This window comes from Martinezella sp. CNPSo 3959 (genome assembly GCF_057784355.1).
Genome location: NZ_JBXSOV010000003.1, coordinates 327376 through 347271, shown reverse-complemented (window position 1 = coordinate 347271; position 19896 = coordinate 327376). Strand labels below are relative to the sequence as shown.

Annotated in this window: 5 protein-coding genes and 1 pseudogene; 3 read left to right on the top strand and 3 right to left on the bottom strand. The window is 60.4% G+C overall.

All coding sequences use genetic code 11. The annotated features are described in order from the left end of the window. Nucleotides 1-46 precede the first annotated feature (46 nt). Nucleotides 47-1753 (bottom strand): peptide ABC transporter substrate-binding protein, encoded by a 1707-nt coding sequence (locus tag AC13RE_RS12310; protein WP_488563130.1) that lies wholly within the window; start codon nucleotides 1751-1753, stop codon nucleotides 47-49. A 625-nt stretch (nucleotides 1754-2378) separates the two neighbouring features. Between AC13RE_RS12310 and AC13RE_RS12305 the strand changes: the two genes are divergently transcribed. The 3 genes and pseudogenes from AC13RE_RS12305 (at nucleotide 2379) to AC13RE_RS12295 (ending at nucleotide 4481) form a co-directional block, all read left to right on the top strand. Further along, complete coding sequence (locus AC13RE_RS12305) at nucleotides 2379-3542, top strand: M20 aminoacylase family protein (RefSeq protein ID WP_488563129.1); 1164 nt, start codon at nucleotides 2379-2381, stop codon at nucleotides 3540-3542. A 38-nt stretch (nucleotides 3543-3580) separates the two neighbouring features. Next, nucleotides 3581-3733: a hypothetical protein gene (locus AC13RE_RS12300; RefSeq protein ID WP_488563157.1), complete on the top strand. Its 153-nt coding sequence runs from the start codon at nucleotides 3581-3583 to the stop codon at nucleotides 3731-3733. A gap of 36 nt (nucleotides 3734-3769) precedes the next feature. Continuing rightward, nucleotides 3770-4481: pseudogene (locus AC13RE_RS12295) on the top strand (IS6 family transposase). A 431-nt stretch (nucleotides 4482-4912) separates the two neighbouring features. On the opposite strand, the gene AC13RE_RS12290 reads toward AC13RE_RS12295, so the two are convergent. Both AC13RE_RS12290 and AC13RE_RS12285 read right to left on the bottom strand, forming a co-directional pair. Continuing rightward, nucleotides 4913-5113 (bottom strand): DUF4926 domain-containing protein, encoded by a 201-nt coding sequence (locus AC13RE_RS12290; RefSeq protein ID WP_488563128.1) that lies wholly within the window; start codon nucleotides 5111-5113, stop codon nucleotides 4913-4915. Next, a complete protein-coding gene (locus tag AC13RE_RS12285) occupies nucleotides 5113-19815 on the bottom strand; it encodes a hemagglutinin repeat-containing protein (RefSeq protein ID WP_488563127.1) in 14703 nt (4900 codons plus the stop codon). The genes AC13RE_RS12290 and AC13RE_RS12285 overlap by 1 nt, the downstream gene beginning before the upstream one ends. Nucleotides 19816-19896 lie beyond the last annotated feature (81 nt).

The following is a 19896-nucleotide window of genomic DNA, read 5'->3' as shown; positions in this document are numbered from 1 at the left end:
GATAGAAGACGCCGGCCCCTCTGGGTGGGCCGGCGTCTTTCGTAACCTACTTCTTGCGAGACCAGTCGGCGACGTTCCAGAGTTCGGAATCCCAGCCGTTTATCCTGACGCCTTCGAGGGTCACGGCGCGCGCCGAGACCTGACCACGGTAGATAAGCGGGATATGGGCCCCCTCCTCCGTCAGCATGTCATTGGCTTTCTTGGCGATTTCCGCCCGTTTGGCGAGATCGGCCGTCTTCGACAATTCCGCGACGAGCTTGTCGTATTCCGGATTGCAGTAACGCGGCATGTTCTGCCCCTGCCAACCGTTTTCGGGAGCGGGGATCTTGTTGCACAGCCATTCCGCCAGGTATTTTTCCGGGTCGGTGCCGTCGAAATTGTTGGTGTACATTTCGACGTCGGCATAGAACTTCTGGAAGGTGTCCGGGCTTGCCGGATCGCCGCCGAAAAACACTGAGGCGCTGATGTTGCGCAGCTCCGCCTGCACGCCGATCTGCGCCCACATGTCCTTCACGAGCGCCTGCGTCGCCTGACGCACGGAGTTGGTCGAGGTCTGGTAGAGGAAGGAGAGCTTCACGCCGTTCTTGGCGCGGATGCCATCCGAGCCCTTGACCCAGCCGGCCTCGTCGAGAAGCTTGTTGGCGCCATCGACATCCGGCTTCAGGCACCAATCGTTCGCCGTCGAGGCATAGACCTCGGGACCGGGCACGATGTTGCAGGTCGGCTTGCCGGCTGCACCATATCCCGCCTCGTTGATGACATCGCGGTCGATCGCCATCGACAATGCGCGGCGAACAGCCGGGTCCGACAAGGACGGATGCGGGCCGGCCTGCTTGGTCGAGCGTTTTTCGCCGAGCGACGGGTCGACGGCATAGTGGTTGATGTTGATACGTTCGACCTGCGATCCGAAGGCCGTCACGAGCTCGCCCTTGCCGGCAGCCACCATGGTTGCCAGAATTTCCGGCTCGACCTGCATGTTCCAGGCATAGTCATATTCGCCGGTTTCGAGCACCGCGCGGGCTGCAGACACTGCGTCGCCGCCACCCTTGAGCGTCACGGTGGCGAAGGCGGGCTTGGCCGGATCGCGATAATTCTTGTTGGCGACGAAGGTGATCACATCGTTCGGCTTGAATTCCTTGACGACGAAGGGGCCGGTGCCGATCGGGCCGAAATTGGCCGAGGTGCATCCGGGAGCGGCAGCACCAAGGCAATCCTTGAACTGGGCCTTCTGGATCACGGGCGACTGGCCGCCGACGAAGGCGCTATAGGGGTAATATTTCGGCTCCGTAAAGGTCAGCTTGACGGTATGCGGGTCCAGGGCCTCGACCGACTTGACGCCTTCATATTGCGCCTTCTGGGCGCAGCCGCCATCCGGCGCGGTGCAATATTTCCAGGTGAAGACCACGTCATCGGCGGTGAAATCGGTGCCGTCGGACCATTTGACATCCGGCTTCAGCTTCCAGGTCATGCTCTGCATATCCTTGGAGATGCCACCATTTTCCAGCGTCGGAATTTCCGTCACCAGTGTCGGCACGAGCTTTCCGGTTTCATCGTAACGCGCCAGCGGCTCGATGACCATCGAGGAGCTATAGACCTCCTTTGTGCCGCCTGACAGATACGGGTTAAGCGTCGAAACCGCCTGCCAGAACAGGATCTTCAGCTCTCCGTCGCTGCCGCGTTCCGCATGGGCGGCGGAGCCTGCCATGGCGAAAACCGCAACCGCGCTGGCAAGAAGGATATTGCGTCTCTTCATCTTCATTTCCCCATGTGATTTTTGTGCGTTGAGCTATCGACGCGGCATATTCCATATGCCGCGTCGCAAAGGCTTAGTTCCGAGAGTACTTATCCAGCGAAAGGCGGCTTGCCGGGACACGAATCCATGCAGTCGAGAACCTTGTTTCGGCCCGCCACAGGCCGACGTCGCGCCGCTCGCCGATTTCACTTTTCATACTGGAATGGAGCGGAAAGTCTTTCAGTGGCAGAGGCCGCCGGCAGTGCCGGAAGGCGACTTTGGCGATCGGCTTGGCGAGCTTACAGGGCTTTACATCCCTTGGCCGCTCCAACAGATTCGGGCGCAAGCCATCTGCGACCACTAGCGGGTCTTCGCAAACCGACAGAATAATAACCTCCTAAAATTGCTCAGTTCTTTTTCGATGAGAACTTAACCAATCATGCGTGCAGGAATTCTCTCCGGCCGCCGCCCGCTATTATTGTTCCCGTTTATCGGCACTCGCGTCAAAGGCGATGCTCAAATTTTGAGCTATCTAAACACAAGCCTATTTTTCGTTCAAGAGCGAAAACTCAAGCTTGCAAAATCGGATTGCCGCAACGCAATATATCGTCATATCTATGGGATCCGGAGAAAAGAGGATGAGAAAATGCCGATATTGAATCGTGCCGCCGAGATGCAGGAAGAAGTTGCCGGATGGCGGCGCCATTTGCATGAAACACCGGAGCTGCTCTACGATGTTTACGAGACATCGAGCTTCGTCGCGGAGAAATTGAAAGCTTTCGGCTGCGACATCGTCGAGACCGGCATCGGCAGGACCGGCGTGGTCGGCATCATCAAGGGCAGGCATGGCGACGGCCCGACGATTGGCTTTCGTGCAGACATGGATGCATTGCCGATCACCGAAACCAGCGGCAAGCCGTGGACGTCCAAGGTGCCTGGCAAGGCGCATTCCTGCGGCCATGACGGTCACAGCGCCATGCTTCTCGGCGCCGCGCAATATCTGGCGGAGACCCGCAACTTCAAAGGTTCTGTCGCGGTGATCTTCCAGCCGGCCGAAGAAGGCGGAGCGGGCGCGCTCGCAATGCTCGACGACGGTATGATGGACAAGTTCGGCATTGAGCAAGTCTACGGCATGCACAATTCGCCCGGCATGCCGGTCGGCAATTTTGCGATCCGCAAGGGATCGGTAATGGCCGCTGCCGACAGTTTCGAGATCACCATCAACGGTAATGGCAGCCATGCCGCCGCGCCGCATCTCTCGATCGATCCTGTGCTGGCATCCGCCCATGTGGTGATTGCCTTGCAGTCGATCGTCTCGCGTGGAGTGGACCCACTGAAATCACTGGTCGTCTCGGTAACCACGACGCATGGTGGCACGGCGCACAATGTCATTCCGAGTTTCGTCACCCTCACGGGAACGGTGCGTACGCTTCTGCCCGAGACGCGGGATTTCGCCGAAAGGCGCATCAGGGAAGTGGCGCAGGCGACCGCCATGGCGCATGGCGCAACGGCTGATGTCAACTACCATCGCGGTTACCCGGTCACCGTCAATCACGACAACGAAACCGAATTCGCGATCGGCGTCGCAGGCGCGGTTGCGGGCGCCTCCGCCGTCGAGGCCAACACGGCGCCGCGTATGGGGGCGGAAGACTTTTCCTACATGCTGGAATCTCGCCCCGGTGCCTTCATCTTCATCGGCAATGGCGACACCGCCGGCCTTCATCATCCGGCTTACGATTTCAACGACGACGTGCTGCCCTATGGCATCAGCTATTGGGTGACGATGGCCGAAAAAGCCCTTGCCGCCTAACGATTATTCGACAGCTGCAAGACTATGAAAGGTACTTCATGACGACCACAGCCGCGCGGCAAACGAATCCTGACGCAAAACCTGTGCTCTCAGTCTCCAATCTGACCACGTCATTTCTCGTCGATGGCGAGTGGCGCAAGGTCGTGAAGGACATTTCCTTCGATGTCATGCCGGGGTGGGCGTCGCCTTAACCGGCTGGTTTGAATCGACTTGATATTCGGGCTGTCATGACTGAAGCCCCGCATGCCCGCTTCAGACGCCACCGGTTTCCTGCTGAGATCATTGCCCATGCGGTATGGCTGTATTATCGGTTCCCGCTGAGCCTGCGCGACGTCGAAGATCTGTTGGCGGAGCGCGGCATTGCCGTCACGTTTCAGACCGTCGCGGAATGGGCGGCAAGATTCGGCTTGAAGTTCGCTCATCAGCTCCGGCTCCGCTCACGAGGCCACTTTGCCAACAAGTGGCAGCTCGATGAGATGGTGGTGACGATCAAGGGAGAAATACTGGCTGTGGCGCGCCGTCGATGCAAACGATTACGTCCTCGATGCCCTGCTGCAAAGCAGAAGGAACAAGGCAGCAGCGCTGCGTCTGATACGCAAGCTGCTCAAGGGCCAAGGTACCATCCCACGGGTGCTGGTGACTGACAAGCTGCGTTCGTATTCGGCCGCAAAGGCCGAGTTGATGCCGGGCGTAGAGCATCGCTCGCACAAGGGATTGAACAACCGTGCCGAAAATTCTCATCTGCCACTACGGTGCCGAGAGCGGCGAATGATGCACTTTAAGTCAGCGCGACAATGTCAGCGTTTCGTCTCGGTTCATGGCCAGGTCGCCGACCTCTTTCAGCTTCAACGGAAACATCTCACCGCCACCGATCATCGCCAACTCCGCACCCGAGCCGTCACCGCCTGGCGTGAAATCGCATTGTCGATTGACGCCTGAAAAAGCCGACACCACCACCCTTCAGATCCTGGCTTCCATTAAAGGCGACGCCACCAGGTGATGTTGTTGGTGGCACTGACGGTGGAGATCACCTGCTTCGTGGACGAACTCGACAATTTCGCTTGTCCCGCCGAAACACTGGCCGTCGGGGTGATGCCGGTCGCATCGCCAAGACCAACGCCGACCGAAACATCCAGGTTGGCCTCGCCAACTACGGTAATAGTGCGCTTATTTCCTCAATGATGAGCTTGGTCTGAATGCAAAAGAAATTTGTGCGCCCGTTCCCGCTTTTGGGTAACGTGATGTGAAATCTTATTGAGTGCACTGTCACCGTAAATCTCAATGCAAATCCGGGTTAAAGCGTTGTGAAACTGAACAGTCACATATTTGCCTGTGGTTTCATCACCGGGGCCAAGTTCCTGATAAACAGATCACGACTTCTCTACCGACTCCAAATCGCTGGCTGAAATCACGACCTGTGCCCTGGTCACTCCGTTTGGATACGAGAACTCAACCTCAAAGTTGCCGTCACCATAGTCCTCAATAACATAGCCGATGTCTCCAGCCTTAATTTCTTCTTTTGTATTAAGTGGTCCTAGGTAGCGTACGCGGTTGTAGATAGAGATTTTCATCAGCGACCCCTCGTGAAGCCCGTAAATGGCGTATTCAACTTTAGTGATCCATCTGGCTGGATCATCCAGCCAGATCGAAGATAGCTGATCTGCCCGCTTGCTATGCCTTTTCCTGGCAGAGCAATCTCAATGTCGATACGTTGCCCGTATTGATCCGCTTTGCCCATCGTGTACTCACCATCTGCATACTTCGCTGCAGCTTGGGCCTGCCAAATCTGAGTTAGTTCGGCAGTGTCATCGGCACTGTAGCCTAAAGACGTGAACACCACATCCTTTCCATGGTCAGCTTCCGGTTTGAAAATGTAGTCCGAAAATTTCCGCGGATCTACAACTGCACTCGCTTGGACAACTGCAGGCGAAGTTGCCGTACTCGGCGGCCGGAAGAAGGCGACACCGCTATTTCCGCCCACATTCATTGGATTTCCGCCGCTATCGAGCGTCACGTATTTGCCTGTGGTTTCACCGCTCGGGCCGAGTTCCTCGTAGACGGGCTCGCTGCCGTCTTCTGTAGTGCCGACACTGCGGAATAGATTGCCCGAGCCGCTGACCGCAATGCCGCCGCTCTCATTTAGCCAGGAGAGACTCTGGGGTAAGGTCACCTGACTGGGAGACGTGATCCGTGTACGTAGGACAGGGCCGTTTTCAGCTTCAATTTCTTTCTCGAACTCTTCCCAGGATTCAGGAATTTCGCCTTCACCTTCGACCGCCTGCCCGGTTTCCCGGACAGTGATTTTATCCTCTGAGCTCGTCACGGTGACGATGCCGATGAGTGTGCGTGCAAGGTCGGGCGAGACAGCACCATATGCAGGGTCGACTCCGGAGCACGCGCTACCGTTGGCCTGCTGTGCACAGCTGATCAGTGCGGCCCGAAGCTGCGGGTCCTTCAGGTTTAACAGGACGGTGCGCGCCGTCTGGCCGTCGCCCGACGACATCTGTCGATCCGCGACCATCTTATCGAATGCGTCGCCGATCGCCTGCAGGACCGTCTTGCCAGCGTCGAAGGCCGCCTGCAGGCTCTGCACCGAGACATAAGGCTCGAGATCGATATGCTTGTCCTTGGTGATGACGTTCTGCAGGGACGGATCGGTGTTGATCTGATCGACCGGTCTTGTCTGTCCGCCCTGCTCGAGCGAGGCCTGCTGGTCAGAATTGCGGATGATAACGTTGCCGGCACCACCGCTGGCGCTGATCGTCGCCTTGACGGACTGCTCGACATCATCGAGCTGGTATTTGCCGCTGGCACTCGAATTGTTGGTCGTCTTTCCGTTGGCGTCCGCGCCGGAATAGAGGTCGATGTCGGCATTGACCTCATAGCCCTGGTATTTCTGCGTACCGACAAAGTCGGACCAAGTCAGCGTGCCGGTATCGAGATTGACCTGGCCATCGCTCGAAATCAGGCCGGATGCGGCGAGATTGGTATTGCCGCCGACTGTGATGTTCTGGTCGCCGGTAGAATAAAGACCCGCGGGCGTGTCGATCCAGTTGGTCGAGCCCTTGCCGGAGCCGAAGCCCGGCTGCACGCCACCCAGCGTCAGACCGCCAAGCGCCGTGCCGATATTGTCTGATGTCAACAGATCTTGTCCGGGAGTATTGCCGATCGTCGGGCCGGTAAACGAGAAGCCGAGCGAGGACGAGCTGTTCGACTGGCTGCCGGTGTTCGGCGTCGAGACGATATTGAGATTGCCCCCGACGTCTCCTTTAATCGTATCGGCGGAGAAGACGGTATTGTTGAGCGTCGTGTCGCCCTTGGAGATGAAGGTGATATTGTCCGTGGCGCTGACGCCCGAGGTCACCTGCGTGGTCGACGAGCTCGCCGATTTCGACTGTGCGGCCGAGACGCTGGCCGTCGGCGTGATGCCTGTCGCCCCGCCCATGCCGACGCCAACCGACACACCGATGCTGGCGCCGGCCGACTGGCTGCGCGAAGAAGCGTTGGACGTCGCCTGGGCACCGGCCATGTCGATGTTGTTAGCCGAGATCAGCACGCTCCCATTCATGGGATTGTCAGCATGATCGGGATTGGAGGCTGCAGAGATCTGCAGGCCACGGCTGGTGAAGTCTCCATTCGTGGAGATATCGACCGAGTTGCCTGAAATCGTCGGCAACACCGGTGTCGAGGTCGAAACCGAAGTCTCGTTCTTCGAGTAGGTAAAGCCGGCCGTCAGCGAGATGGAGGCGAGATTGCCGGCGCCGACGCTATCTGTGAGACCAGAAAGCGCCTGATAGGCCTTCATCCCGGCAAAGGCGACGTTGGCAGCCGAATAGCCGTCCGTGACCTTGCCAAGCTTGGAAGCAAGGTTCTCGATGCTCTGGCTGGCGCCGACGAAGCTTGAGGAAACCCCGACGCTGACGCCAGCAAAGAAGCTCGTCGCGACCTCATCGAAGTTGGTGATGTCATTGCCGGAGAGGATATTGACACCGTTTTTCCCGACGATGGTGACGCCACCGCCAGCGGCAATCTGTCCCGCCTGATCGTTGAAGGTGTCGCCGGCCTTAAGCGTGATGTCTCCGCCCGCCTTGATGGTGGATACCGCATTGGTATCGGCACTCTGGTTGACTTGATCGGTAAAGCGCCCGACACCGATGCCGATCGAGGCGCCGCCGCCGTTAGTCGAGACCTGGATACCGAAGCCGGATCGCTTGTCGCTCTTCGAGGTGTCGTCGCTCTCATGGCCCGGCAGGATGTTGATATCGCCGGTTGCCTTACCCGTGACATCACCGTTTGTCGCCGAGATCGACGAACCGATTATATTAAGGTCGCCCTTAGTGGCATTGAGCGTAATATTGCCATTGGCGGCAGACAGCGTCGAGCCGATATTGTCGCTCGAACTTTCGCTGATCGTCTTGTCATGGCTGCCATAGATCGAGATAAACCCACCGCCGGAACCGACGCCGATGCCCGACTTCTTGGTCTGCTTATCGCTCTCGTGTTCCTCCTGAGCCCCCATGACGGTGACGGTGGAACCGGAGAGGCTGAGATCATTGCCCGCTGCCATTTCCGAACCCGATACGACAGCCTCGCCACCGGCGTTGACGGTGATATTGCCGGATGCGGAAATCGAGGAACCGACCGTATTCTCGTCGTAGGTATGGGTATGGGTCTTCGACGACGAGAGGAACCCACTGGACTTGCTGTCGGAGGTCGTTTCCTTCGTGTCCTTACCGGAGGCAATGACGACGTTGTTGGCCGCCTGGACATTGGCGTTCGCGGTATGGGTCGCATCACCAGCCGTGACGTCGGAGGCCGAGATCGTAACGTTGCCACCGCTGGAGGCGATGCCGATGCCGGTCTGGCCTAAGATCGACGAACCGTTCGCGGTGGTCGTCGCTTCGCTTGCCTTCTTCGAGCCGGACTTGCTGGAAGAGGATGCACTGTCAGTCGCTTCACCAATGGTGATGTCACCCTTGGCGGCGAGGTTGGCGGTGCCGCCCTTGGCATTGACATCGGAGCCAATGACGCTGATGTTGCCCTTATCAGCCTGGACGGTGACGTTGCCATTCTGCGAGATGATCGACGAACCGTTGCTCGTAACCGCGGTCGAGGACGATTGGCCGCCCTTATAGCCGTTGGCAGCACCGGCGATTGTCTTCGATTGGCTGGTCGTCTGATCCTGCGAGGCCGTGATCGCGATATTGCCATTCGTCGAGACGATGCCGAGATTGCCACCGGCCGTGAGCGACGAGCCGCCGATCAGTACGCCTTGGTTGCCCGATACCAGCATGGCGCCGCCGGCGATGAGCGACGAGCCCTGCTGGATCTGACTGGTCGTGGTCGTGATGGTGCCGCCCTGCGAAAGGTTCAGGCGGTCCTTGCCGAGAACGGTATTGTCGACGCCGGCGGAAATGATGCTGACCGAACCGCTGGAGGAGAGAACGGAAAGATCGCCACCGACCTTGGCGGAGCTGGCGATGATGTTGACGCCGTTGGTGCCGGCAATGCTGAGATTGCCACCAGTGGTTACGGTGGTGCCGACCAGTGTCTGGACGCCGCCATTGTCCTGCTTGACGGCGCCGAGCGTGACGGTCTGGCCGGAAAGTTGGGCGCTGCCACTGGCGGCAACCTTGGTGCCGCTCAGTGTCAGGCTGCCCGCGCCGGCATCCATCTTCAGGTTGCCGCCGGCCGTGATGCCGCCATTGGCGGCAACCACGGTCTGCCCGCCGATATTCATGGTCTGGGCGGCAAGAGTGATGCCGTTTTCGGAATTGAGATTCATATTGCCGCCGGCGAGGAAGGCGCCGCCATTGGCCTTGATGCTGCCCGCATTGATGGTCATGCCGTCGGCTGCGGCAATCGCGCCGGAATTGTCGACTGAGCTGGCATCGATGCTGACCGTATTGCCGGCGATTATGGCCGCGGACGTGGTTTTGGCGCGATCGGCGGCCGAGAGATAGACGACCGGCACCAGCACCGGCGCTCCATCGACGATCTCGGTCTGGTAGATCACCATAGACTGCGTCAGCGACGCGGCCTGCTGTGGCGTCAACGCCTGGCCGAGGCCAAGCCCCTTCGCCTCGGCATAGGCAACGCCGTTGTCGAGCAATGCTTTCATCTGGTCGGTGGCGTTATCGCCGGGAACGAAGGATCCCGCGCCAAGACCATTGCCGACCAGTTGCCGCATCTGCTCGTCGATGAGCTGATTGTCGAAGTAGGCATCGCCGAGGAAGGGAACCTTGGTCTCGGGCGTATATCCGATCCGGTCTATGAAATAGGCCGAACCGTAGAACTTGGAGACGTCAAGGAAGGCCGCCCGCGTCTCGAAGAGGAAGACCTGGCCTGGAACCGTGCCGCCGACCCCGCCGGACTGCGGCTTGGCGAGAGCTGCGAGCTGCGTGCCGTTTGTCTGCAGGATCTGAGTGAGATTACCGCTATTGCCGATCGCGGCGGTGAGCTTGCCCATGAGGCTGTTCGGACTGACCGAAGCGCCAGCAGCCGTCAGGGTGTTGCCGCTGATTGCGGGTCCTGCCGCTGCGGTCACGCCAGTATTGCCTATCGATGTACCAGCCGTCGTTGTCACGGCAGTGCTGCTGACCGCAACACCGTTGGCCACGGCCATGTTGCCGCCGCTGACCAAAGGACCGTCGGTGGCGGTCACGCGACGGTTGCTCACCGCGACGTCGCTATTTGCCGTCAAAGTGCCGTTGTTGATCGAAGTGCCGCCGCTGGCTCGCAGATTGCCACCGCCGATCGTCGGTCCCGAACCGATCGTCGGACCGCTCCCAGTAAGCGCCGGACCGCTGCCCGCGTTGGCGCCGCCGTTGGCTGCGACGTTCGAAAGCGCCGCACTGACGTTGAACAAGGCCCCGCCGGCGGTCATGCTGTTGAGGGCGCCGAGCGGATTGTTCGCAGTCGCCGGAGCGTCGATCGCAACCTGACCGGCGATGGAACCATTGGAGGCGACGTTGTTGACGGCACCGCCGCCATTGATGGCAAGGGCGCCGCGCGCCTGGATCACACCGGAAATAGCGCCGATTACCTGCACGCCGACCGTGGTGCCGGGGTTCAGATCGCGTGACGGATCGCGCGTGCCATTGGGATTCGGCGAATAGGCGAGTGCAGGGTCACTGCTGCCGATGCATGGCCGATTGGGGCCGCTGCAATCCAGCCCGCCTTGCGTCGGGTCGGAGGAGACGACGTCTGGGTAATATTGGCATGGAGTACTGCTGTCGCAGATCGTCTGGGTGACACGGTTCAGCGTCGCGCCGTCGTTGGTGAGCGTGCCCGCAACGGTAAGCAGCATGTTGCCATCGGACTTGATCGAGCTGTAGCCATTCCAGAGATTGATCGCATTGATGGTCAGATCTCCACCAGCGCGGATCTGTGCAGAGGCGCCGGCGCCGCTGATCAACTGATCCTGCGAAACGATCTGGCTGACCAGATGATCGACTGCTTGTACCCATGTATATGTCGGAGGGTCATGATCGCCCGAGCCGTTGCAGCGGGTCGCGCAGCGGTAAGTCCTGGTGATCACGTCATAGGCGCTGAGAATGGCATTGGAAATCTGCACATTGCGCTGGATTGCCGGCGCCGAGGTCGTGACGTTGCTCAGACCATTGGTCAGAATCGACATGGAACCGCCGGACTGAATGAGACCGGCAGAGTTGACCACGGCGCCGTTACGTTGACCGCCACCGACCCCTGCTATGGCAAGGCCGTTGCCGGACAGGATAGCGCCCTGGTCATTGGTGAGCGTGCCGCCGACAAAGAGGTTGGCACTATTGCCCGCAAATACGAGGCCGGACGGGCTGTTGTAGAAGTCGCCAGCGACGTTGAAGGTCAGATTGTTGCCGGCGGCAAGCTGACCGGTGTTGCCGAGCGACGGCAGGTTGAGCGTCAGGTCATGCGCCGCAAGCAGCGATGTGTTGGCAGTGGTGGCAAGGCCTGCGGCGGAAATGGTGATGTCACCGGAACCGCCGGCATTGGCGACGGTGCTGACCTGTGCATTGGAAAGATCGGCACCGCCGGAGAGATTGAGGGTCAGTCCGCCGAAGACGAGATTGCTTCCCGAGAGATTGGCGGATGAAGCGTTGACGATTAGCGAGCCACCGGCGGCAATGCGGCTGCCCCTACTGCCGGAGAGATCCAGCGCTCCGGTATTGAGTGTCAGGCTGCCTCCAACGCGGGTGGTGCTGGTATAAGCAATGGCGCCAGGGCTTGTAAGCGCAGCGTCGCCTAAGCTCTGCAGGCTGTTGTAACCGATGTTCTGCGTCGCCGTAGCGGCAAGATTGCCGCCCGAGAGCAGAGAATTGGCGCTGATGCTGCCGCTTGAGGCGGCGAGCGTCATCGCACCGGCGCGACGCAGCATCAGACTGCCGCCGGCCGCAGCATTGGTGGCGGCGAAATCGACGCCTGAGACCAGTGTATCGATCGTCATCGATCTGGCGGACAGATTGGCGTTGCGGCTTGCAAGCGATTGGCCGTTGAGCGTGATGGCGTTGCCCGCTGTGAACGACAGATCGCCATGGGCGACGGCATTGGCGCTGATATTGTTCGCCGCGTTGGCCGTAATCGCCCCGGCAGCAAGCAGGCTGTTGAAAGAGATATCGCCAGCTGTGCTCGCGAGCGTGAGATTGCCGCCCTGGCCGAGGATGACATTGCCGGCTCCCGATTGGTCCATCGCCGCAAAATCGACCCCGGCCGCGATGACGTTGCCGCTGACGGCAGATCCAGTCACCGAGACGTTGCTAGCGCCCAGGAGCTGGCCGTTGATCCTGACCGCGCCAGGGCTGGTGGCCGAACCGATCGCCACCGCGCCGTGGCCCGTGATGTTGCCGCCCGTAAAGGCACTCGCCGCCACATTGAGGTTGCCTGCGACGATCAGCATGCTAGCTGACGCACTTGCGGCGTTAATAGTCAGATCGCCCCTTGATCCGAGAGCGATGGCGCCGTTTGACGATCGCGCAGTGGCAGCGAAATCGACGCCGGTAACTGCCTGACCGAGTTGGACAGTCGAACCGGAGAGCAAGACGTCGCCGGCGCTGAGGAGCTGGCCCGAGACATTGACGCTGTTGCTGCCAGCAAGGGTAATGTCGCCATGCCCGGTCATGGTATTGGCCACGATCGCAGACCCACTGGCATTGATAGCGCCGGCAGACAGCATGGTCTGCGCGGTGATGCCCGCAGACGCGGTCAGATTCATATCGCCGGCAGTTCCGAGCACTATACCGCCGCCGCGGGCATTGGTCGCAGCAAAGTCGATGCCGGAGATCAGCGTCGGCGCGTTGATGTGACCGCCGCTAACCGTGAGATTGCCGGCAGCAATGATCTGGTTGCTGATATCGACATTCCCGACAATGCCAGCGTTGCCATGAGCTGTGATGCTGTCGGCAATGACATCAGCCGCATTCGCCATGAAGCCACCGGCAGAAAGGATCGTGCCAGCCGTGATATTGCCGGCGGCCGTCAGGCTGGTGCTGCCAGACGATGCCAGTACGATGTTGCCGCCGGCGGCATTGGTGGCGGCAAAGTCGATGCCCGAGATCAGGGTTGGCGCGCTGATGCTGCCACCATTCATGGTGAGGTCGCCCGCGGCCAGGATTTGGTTGCTGACATCGACGTTACCGATGATGCCGACATTGCCGTGGCTTGTGACGCTACCCGCCTGGAGGTTGGCCGTCTTTGCCGTGATATCGCCCGCCGACAAGATCGTGCCGGCCGTGGCATTGCCGGATGCGGTGAGGTCCGTCTTACCGGCCTCTCCAAGCACGATGTTGCCGCCGTTGGCTACGGTCGCCGCAAAATCCACGCCGGAGACCAGAAGTCCGGCGTTGAGGCTGGCGCCATCGATCGAGAGATTGCCGGCCGATAGGACCTGGCCACTGACGTCGAGGCGACCGCTGGCCGCCAGATCGGTTGCGCCGTGGCTTATGATGCTGCTCGCGCTCAGATCGCTCGCTTGCGCAGTCAAATTGCCCGCGGACAACAGCGTGCCGATCGTGAGATTACCGCTCGAAGCCAGCGACACATCACCACTCGAAGTCTGAACGATGTTGCCGTTGGCGGCAGCCGTTCCGTCGAAATCGACACCGGAGACGATTGCCCCGGCTGCGATGCTCGGACCTGAGAGGCTGATGCTTCCACCGGCAAGGACTTGTCCGTTGACGGTCGTCGTACCGGCAAGCGCGATATCCTTGTGGCCGGTGACGGTATCGGCCGCCACAGTAGCGGCGTTGACGTTGATGGCACCGCCGGCCTGCATTGTCGATGCAGACAATCCGCCATTGAGCCGGGCGGTAAGATCCCCGGCTCGACCGAGGACGATATTGCCGCCTGCCCTGCTGGTCGCGTCGAAGTCGATACCCGCGACGACAGATTGGGCGGACAGACTCTGACCCGTGATCAGCACGTTGCCAGCGCCGAGAACCTGGCCGGCGATGCTGGTGACGCCATTAAGCGTGATATCGCCATGCGCTGTAACAGCATCCGCAGTCACGGTCGCACCGCTGGCCGAAAAACTGCCGGCCGAGAGCAGTGTGCCGGTCTTGATAGAACCGGTCGAAGCGAGCGTCAGGTTGCCGCTTGTCGTCTGGACGATGTTCCCATTGGCGGCAGCCGTCGCTGCGAAATCGACGCCCGAGACGATAGCCCCAGTTTGGATGCTTGAGCCGGAGATGCCCACTTTACCCCCACCGAGCAGCTGATTGACAACGCTCACGCCTCCGGCGGCCGTTCCGGACAGCGTTACGTCCTTGTGGCCAGTGATCGAAGCTGCGGCGACGAACGTGCCGCTGAGGTCGATGGCGCCCGCTGCCTGTATGGTCGACGTGGCAACGGCGCCATTTACCGAGACGGTCAAATCACCAGCCTGGCTAAGGACGATATTGCCGCTGGCGGCATTAGTGGCGTCGAAATCGATGCCGGAAACGATCGTTTGGGCGGACAGGCTTTGGCCCGTGATCGAAACGCTGCCGGATCCGAGGATCTGGTTTGTGACGCTGATCGCACCATTGAGCGTCACAGCGCCATGCGCCGTTACGCTATCAGCGCCGATGGTCGAGCCGGACGCATTGAGATTGCCGGCCGATAGCAACGTTCCACCGCTGAGGTCGCCCGAAGACGTCAAGAAAATGTCGCCACTCGTCGTTTGGACGATGTTTCCGCCGTTGGCTGAAGTAGCAGCGAAGTCGACACCCGAAACGACCGTCCCAGCTCGGACGCTCGAGCCAGAGATGCCGACGTTACCGCCGCCAAGCACCTGATTGGTAACGTTCACACCGCCGACGGCCGTTCCCGAAAGAATGACATCCTTATGTCCGGTGATTGAAGCTGCAGTGACGGATGCACCACTGATGTCGATGCTGCCCGCAGCCTGTATGGTCGGAGCCGTAACGGCCCCGTTAACATTCACAGTCAAATCGCCGCTTTGACCGAGGGCGATGTTACCACCTACCCTATTGGTCGCATCGAAATCGATACCTGCAATGATGGTCTGTGCCGACAGACTCTGGCCCGAGATCAGCACATTGCCGGAGCCAAGGATCTGGCCAGCAATGTTCACACCGGCGCTCGTGGTCGCCGTACCGGTGCCCTTAAGCGTGATATCACCGTGCGCCGTGACTGCATCGGCGGTTACGGTAATGCCTTTGGCCGAGAATGCACCGGCCGACAGCAATGTGCCGGCATCGATCGAGCCGGTCGACGCAAGCGTCAAGTCGCCGCTTGCCGTCTGAACGATATTGCCGTTGGCGGCTGCAGTTCTGGCGAAATCGACACCGGAAACCACTGTGCCGACCTTGATGCCTGGACCAGAGATGGCGATGTTACCACCGCCAAGGACTTGACTGGTGACGGTGGTTGAGCCGGACAAAGTGATGTTGCCATGGCCGGTGACGGCGTTGGCATTGATGATCGCCCCGCTGGCATTGATGCTGCCGGCGGCTTGCATGGTCGGCGCCACCACAGTACCGCCGACCGAAATCGCGAGATTGCCAGACTGGCCAAGGACAATATTGCCTCCTGCCCTGTTGGTCGCATCGAGGTCGATACCAGCCACGATGGTTTGGGCGGAAAGGCTCTGCCCGGTGATCGATACGTTGCCGGAACCCAGGATCTGATCTGTCACGCTGATCGCGCCGCCGAGCATCACGTCGCCATGCGCCGTGATGCCGTCAGCGGCGACCGTCGAACCGGAGGTGTTCAGATTGCCAGCTGAGAGCAGTGTGCCAGCACTGATGGCGCCCGGCGACGTCAATGAGATATCGCCGCTCGCCGTTTGGACGATATGTCCATTGGCGGCAGCCGTCCTTGTGAAATCGACGCCGGAGACAATGCCGCTGGCCTTGATGGCAGAACCCGCGAGACTGATGCTGCCGCCGCCCAGCACCTGGTTGGTCACGTTAACGGGACCGCTCACGGCCGAAACGGTGATGTCCTTATGACCGGTAATCGCGTCGCTGGTGACCGTTGCTGCGTGAATATCGATGATGCCAGCAGCTTGAACCGTCGGCACTGTCACAAAGCCGCTTGCTGCGACCTTCAGATCGCCGGTTTGACCGAAAACGATATTGCCGCCGGCTGCATTGGTGGCATCGAAATCCAGGCCAGCAACGAGACTCTGGGCGGACAGACTCGGGCCGTTGATCGATACGTTACCGGCGCCCAGGATCTGGCCACTGACGCTGATCACGCCGCCAAGCGTCATGTCGTGATGGGCGGAAATATTGCCAGCCCTTATCGTTGCGCCGTTCGCAATGAGATCGCTCGCCGATAGTAATGTTCCGGCGTCGATTGCGCCGCTTGAGCCAAGGGTCAGATCACCGCTTGCGGTCTGAACGATATGCCCATTGGCGGCGGCGGTAGCGGCAAAATCGACGCCAGAGATAATCGCGCCAGCCTTGATGGTCGGCCCGGAGATGGCGACTTTGCTACCGCCAAGGACTTGGTTGTTGACGGCGGTCGCGCCGGAAAGGGTGATGTTCTTGTGGCCCGTGATCCCATCGGCAGCAATGGAGGTGCCACTAACATCGATCACGCCCGCGGCCTGCATGGTTGGTGCCGTAACGGCGCCATTGACCGTGACCTTTAGATCGCCGGCCTGGCCAAGCACGATATTGCCACCGGCGGTGTTGGTAGCGCCAAAGTCGATGCCAGCCACCACGGTCTGCGTCGACAAGCTTTGGCCGCTGATCAGCACATTCCCGGATCCAAGAATCTGCTGCGTTACGTTGATTGCGCCACCGAGCATCATATCGCCATGGGCGCTCACGCTGTTCGCGGTGAGGCTCGAAGCGGTCACACCGAGACCGCCGGCCGACAGGAGCGAGCCGACGTTGAGTGCGTTTGCCGCCGCAAGCGTCAGGTCGCCGCTGCTGGCGAGTACGATGTTGCCATTAGCGCCCGCCGTCCTGGCAAAGTCGACACCGGAAACGATGCTGCCTGCCTTTATGCTTGGTCCGGAGATGCTGACGCTGCTTCCCCCAAGAAGCTGATTATGGACAGTGGTGGCACCGGCAAGGGTGATGTTCTCGTGGCCGGTGATCGAATCTGCTGTGACGGACGCGCCGCTGACATCAATTACGCCCGCGGCTTGGATCGTGGGCGCCGTGACGGCGCCATTGACCGATACCTTTAGATCACCAATTGGGCCGAGCGTGATATTGCCGCCGGCGGCATTGGTGGCATCGAAGTCGATGCCGGAGACAAGCGTCTGAACCGACAAACTTTGACCTGAGATCAGCACGTTACCGGCACCCAGGATTTGGCCACTGACGCTGATCACGCCGCCAAGCGTCATGTCGCGATGCGCCGAGATATTGCCTGCGGATATCGATGCGCCGTTCGCGATGAGATCGCCTGCAGACAACAGCGTTCCGGCGCTGATCGCGCCTGCGGTCGTCAACGACAGATTGCCAGTTCCCGTGGCCGTCGGGCCAAGGGTGATGCGCCCACCCGCCGTATTGGTGGCGGCGATGTCGACACCGGAGACGATGGCATCAGCCGAGATGCTGGAACCGGCGATGCCGACATTGCCGCCGCCGAGCACCTGGCCGGTAATCTTCACCCCGCCGCTTCCGGCCGTCGCACTCGTAGCGCCCGAAAGCGTGACGCTCTTGCCGCCGGTAATCGCATCGGCAGTGATGGTCTGACCGGTGGCGTTGATCGCTCCGGCTGCCAGCACGGTTCCTGCCTGGATGACGCCAGCACTGTTATTGATCGTCAGATCACCGCTACCCGCCAGCACGATATTGCCGCCGGCGGCCTTGGTCGCGGCAAAATTGACCCCAGACGCAAGCAGACCGGCGCTGACACCATTGGCGTTGCCATTGATGGTGATATCTCTGGCTCCGAGCAATTGGTTGGTGACGCGCATGCCGCCGTCAATACGGACGTTGCCGTGACTGGTGAGGTTGTTAGACTGCAGCAAGGAAGCCTGGGCGGTCAGATCGCCGGCCGACAGTAACGTGCCGACCGTGATGGTGCCGGCGGCAGCTGTCAGATCGAGTGCGCCGGCCGAACCTAGGACGATGTTGCCACCAGCGGCGTTGGTTGAGGCAAAGTCGACGCCGGACGCGATAGCGGTCGCCTGAATGCCAGCCCCGGAGATCCGGATGTCGCCCGCTCCAAGAATCTGACCGCTCGCGTTCATCGCAGCGTTAACGGTGAGCCCGCCATGCGAGGTAACGTTAGCGGCCGTGAGCGAGGTTGCGATCGCGGTAAGATTGCCGGCTGATTGAATATTCCCCGCCGTGATATTGCCGGTCGCACTGGTGTTGAGGCTTCCAGCCGACTGCAGATTGCCAGTAGCGATATTGCCGCCGGTTGCTGTCAGGCTTAAGTTGCCTGCCGAGCCAAGAATGACATTACCGCCAGGATCGGCACTGGTGGCGGCAATATTGATGCCGGAAACAACCATGCCGGTGGAGATTGACCGGGCAGTGGCGCTGACATTGCCCTGCGCCAGGACGTTGCCGGAAACGGCAAGACTATTACCTGCGGTAAGAGCGAGATTGTTGTAGCTCTGCAGCGAAGCGGCCGAGATTGAGCCGGCCGTCGCGGTCAGAGTAAGGTCACCCGTGCTACTGGCACCACCGGCAATCGCGATATCGCCGGAGGTTGCGGAAAGCGTTGCTGCACCATTCCCAGCGGCGACGCTGCCGGCAGCAATCCCGCCACCCGAACTCATCTGCACGGTCGCGCCGCTGTTGACGTCACCCGATACACTGAGCAGGCCGGCGCCGTTTGCAAGCACGATATCGCTATCCGCTGCAACCGATTGCAGGGTAATGCCCTGGTCGGCACGGATCGCAACCTTCTGCCTCGATGTGACCTTGGCGGCTGCGACCTTCTGTTTCGAGGTAATGGTCACGCCATCGCGTGCGGACGCATTGCCGATCGAGATCTTGCCGTCGGCCGACAGTGACAGTTCGCCGGCATTGGCGGCCATATCGCCGCTCATCCTGACGCCGGCACCCTTTTCCGTGACGACGACCTTGATGCGGTCGGCCTGCATGGCGCCGAGCGCCGTGCCGTCGATCGCATATTCCGGCGTGCCCGAGGTGGCGGTCAGCGCCGTCGCCTCGCCGGTGGCATAGTTGTATTGGCTGGCACCACCAGTCAGGCGCACGGTCTTGCCGTAGATCGGCGCGTTGACATGGATCTGGCGGGAGACGACGTCGAACAGATCGACAGCGCCCGGCGCAGCCGCGAAATTGCCGCCTGCCCCTTCGAAGGTGACATCACCGCCATTGACGGTGAATCCTGTCAAGCTGCCGTCGGAGCCGATATTCGGCACGCCGGTCGTCAGCGTCGCTCTTGGCGTGTTGATGAAGCCGCAGCCGGCGCATGTGATCCCATTCGGATTCGCGATGATGACGTCAGCTCTGCCGCCAAACACTTCAGTCGGGCCATTCAGGGCCGAGCGATTGCCTGATGTAACTTCGTTGAGAATGACGGAAGCGGGGCCGGAGCCGTTGAGGTTCGGGTTGCCGGGTGTCGCGCCGCCCAAGTTCGACGTGCCGACTTCACCTTTGAAGTTGTTGAGGATCAGGCCCTGGGTGCCGACGTTGAAGTTGTCGTACTTGTTGTGCGAGAGGCCGGTGGCGTTCGGCGTGACGATATCGATCAGCGGCACGCCGTTCGGGGCAGCCCCTACGCCCGGCTGATTGACTGTGGGCACCGATCCTGCCGCGGAAACGGATTGCGCGTTGGCCAACATAGGTTGGAAGACAAGCAGGGCGCTCAGAAGTGTCGCAGACAATTGACGCATGGCGCTGCCCAGGCCCCTGACACTTACCTTGCCATTTTCGCGATTTGAAACTCGTGCTGACGCCCCGGTCATCGCCCTGCC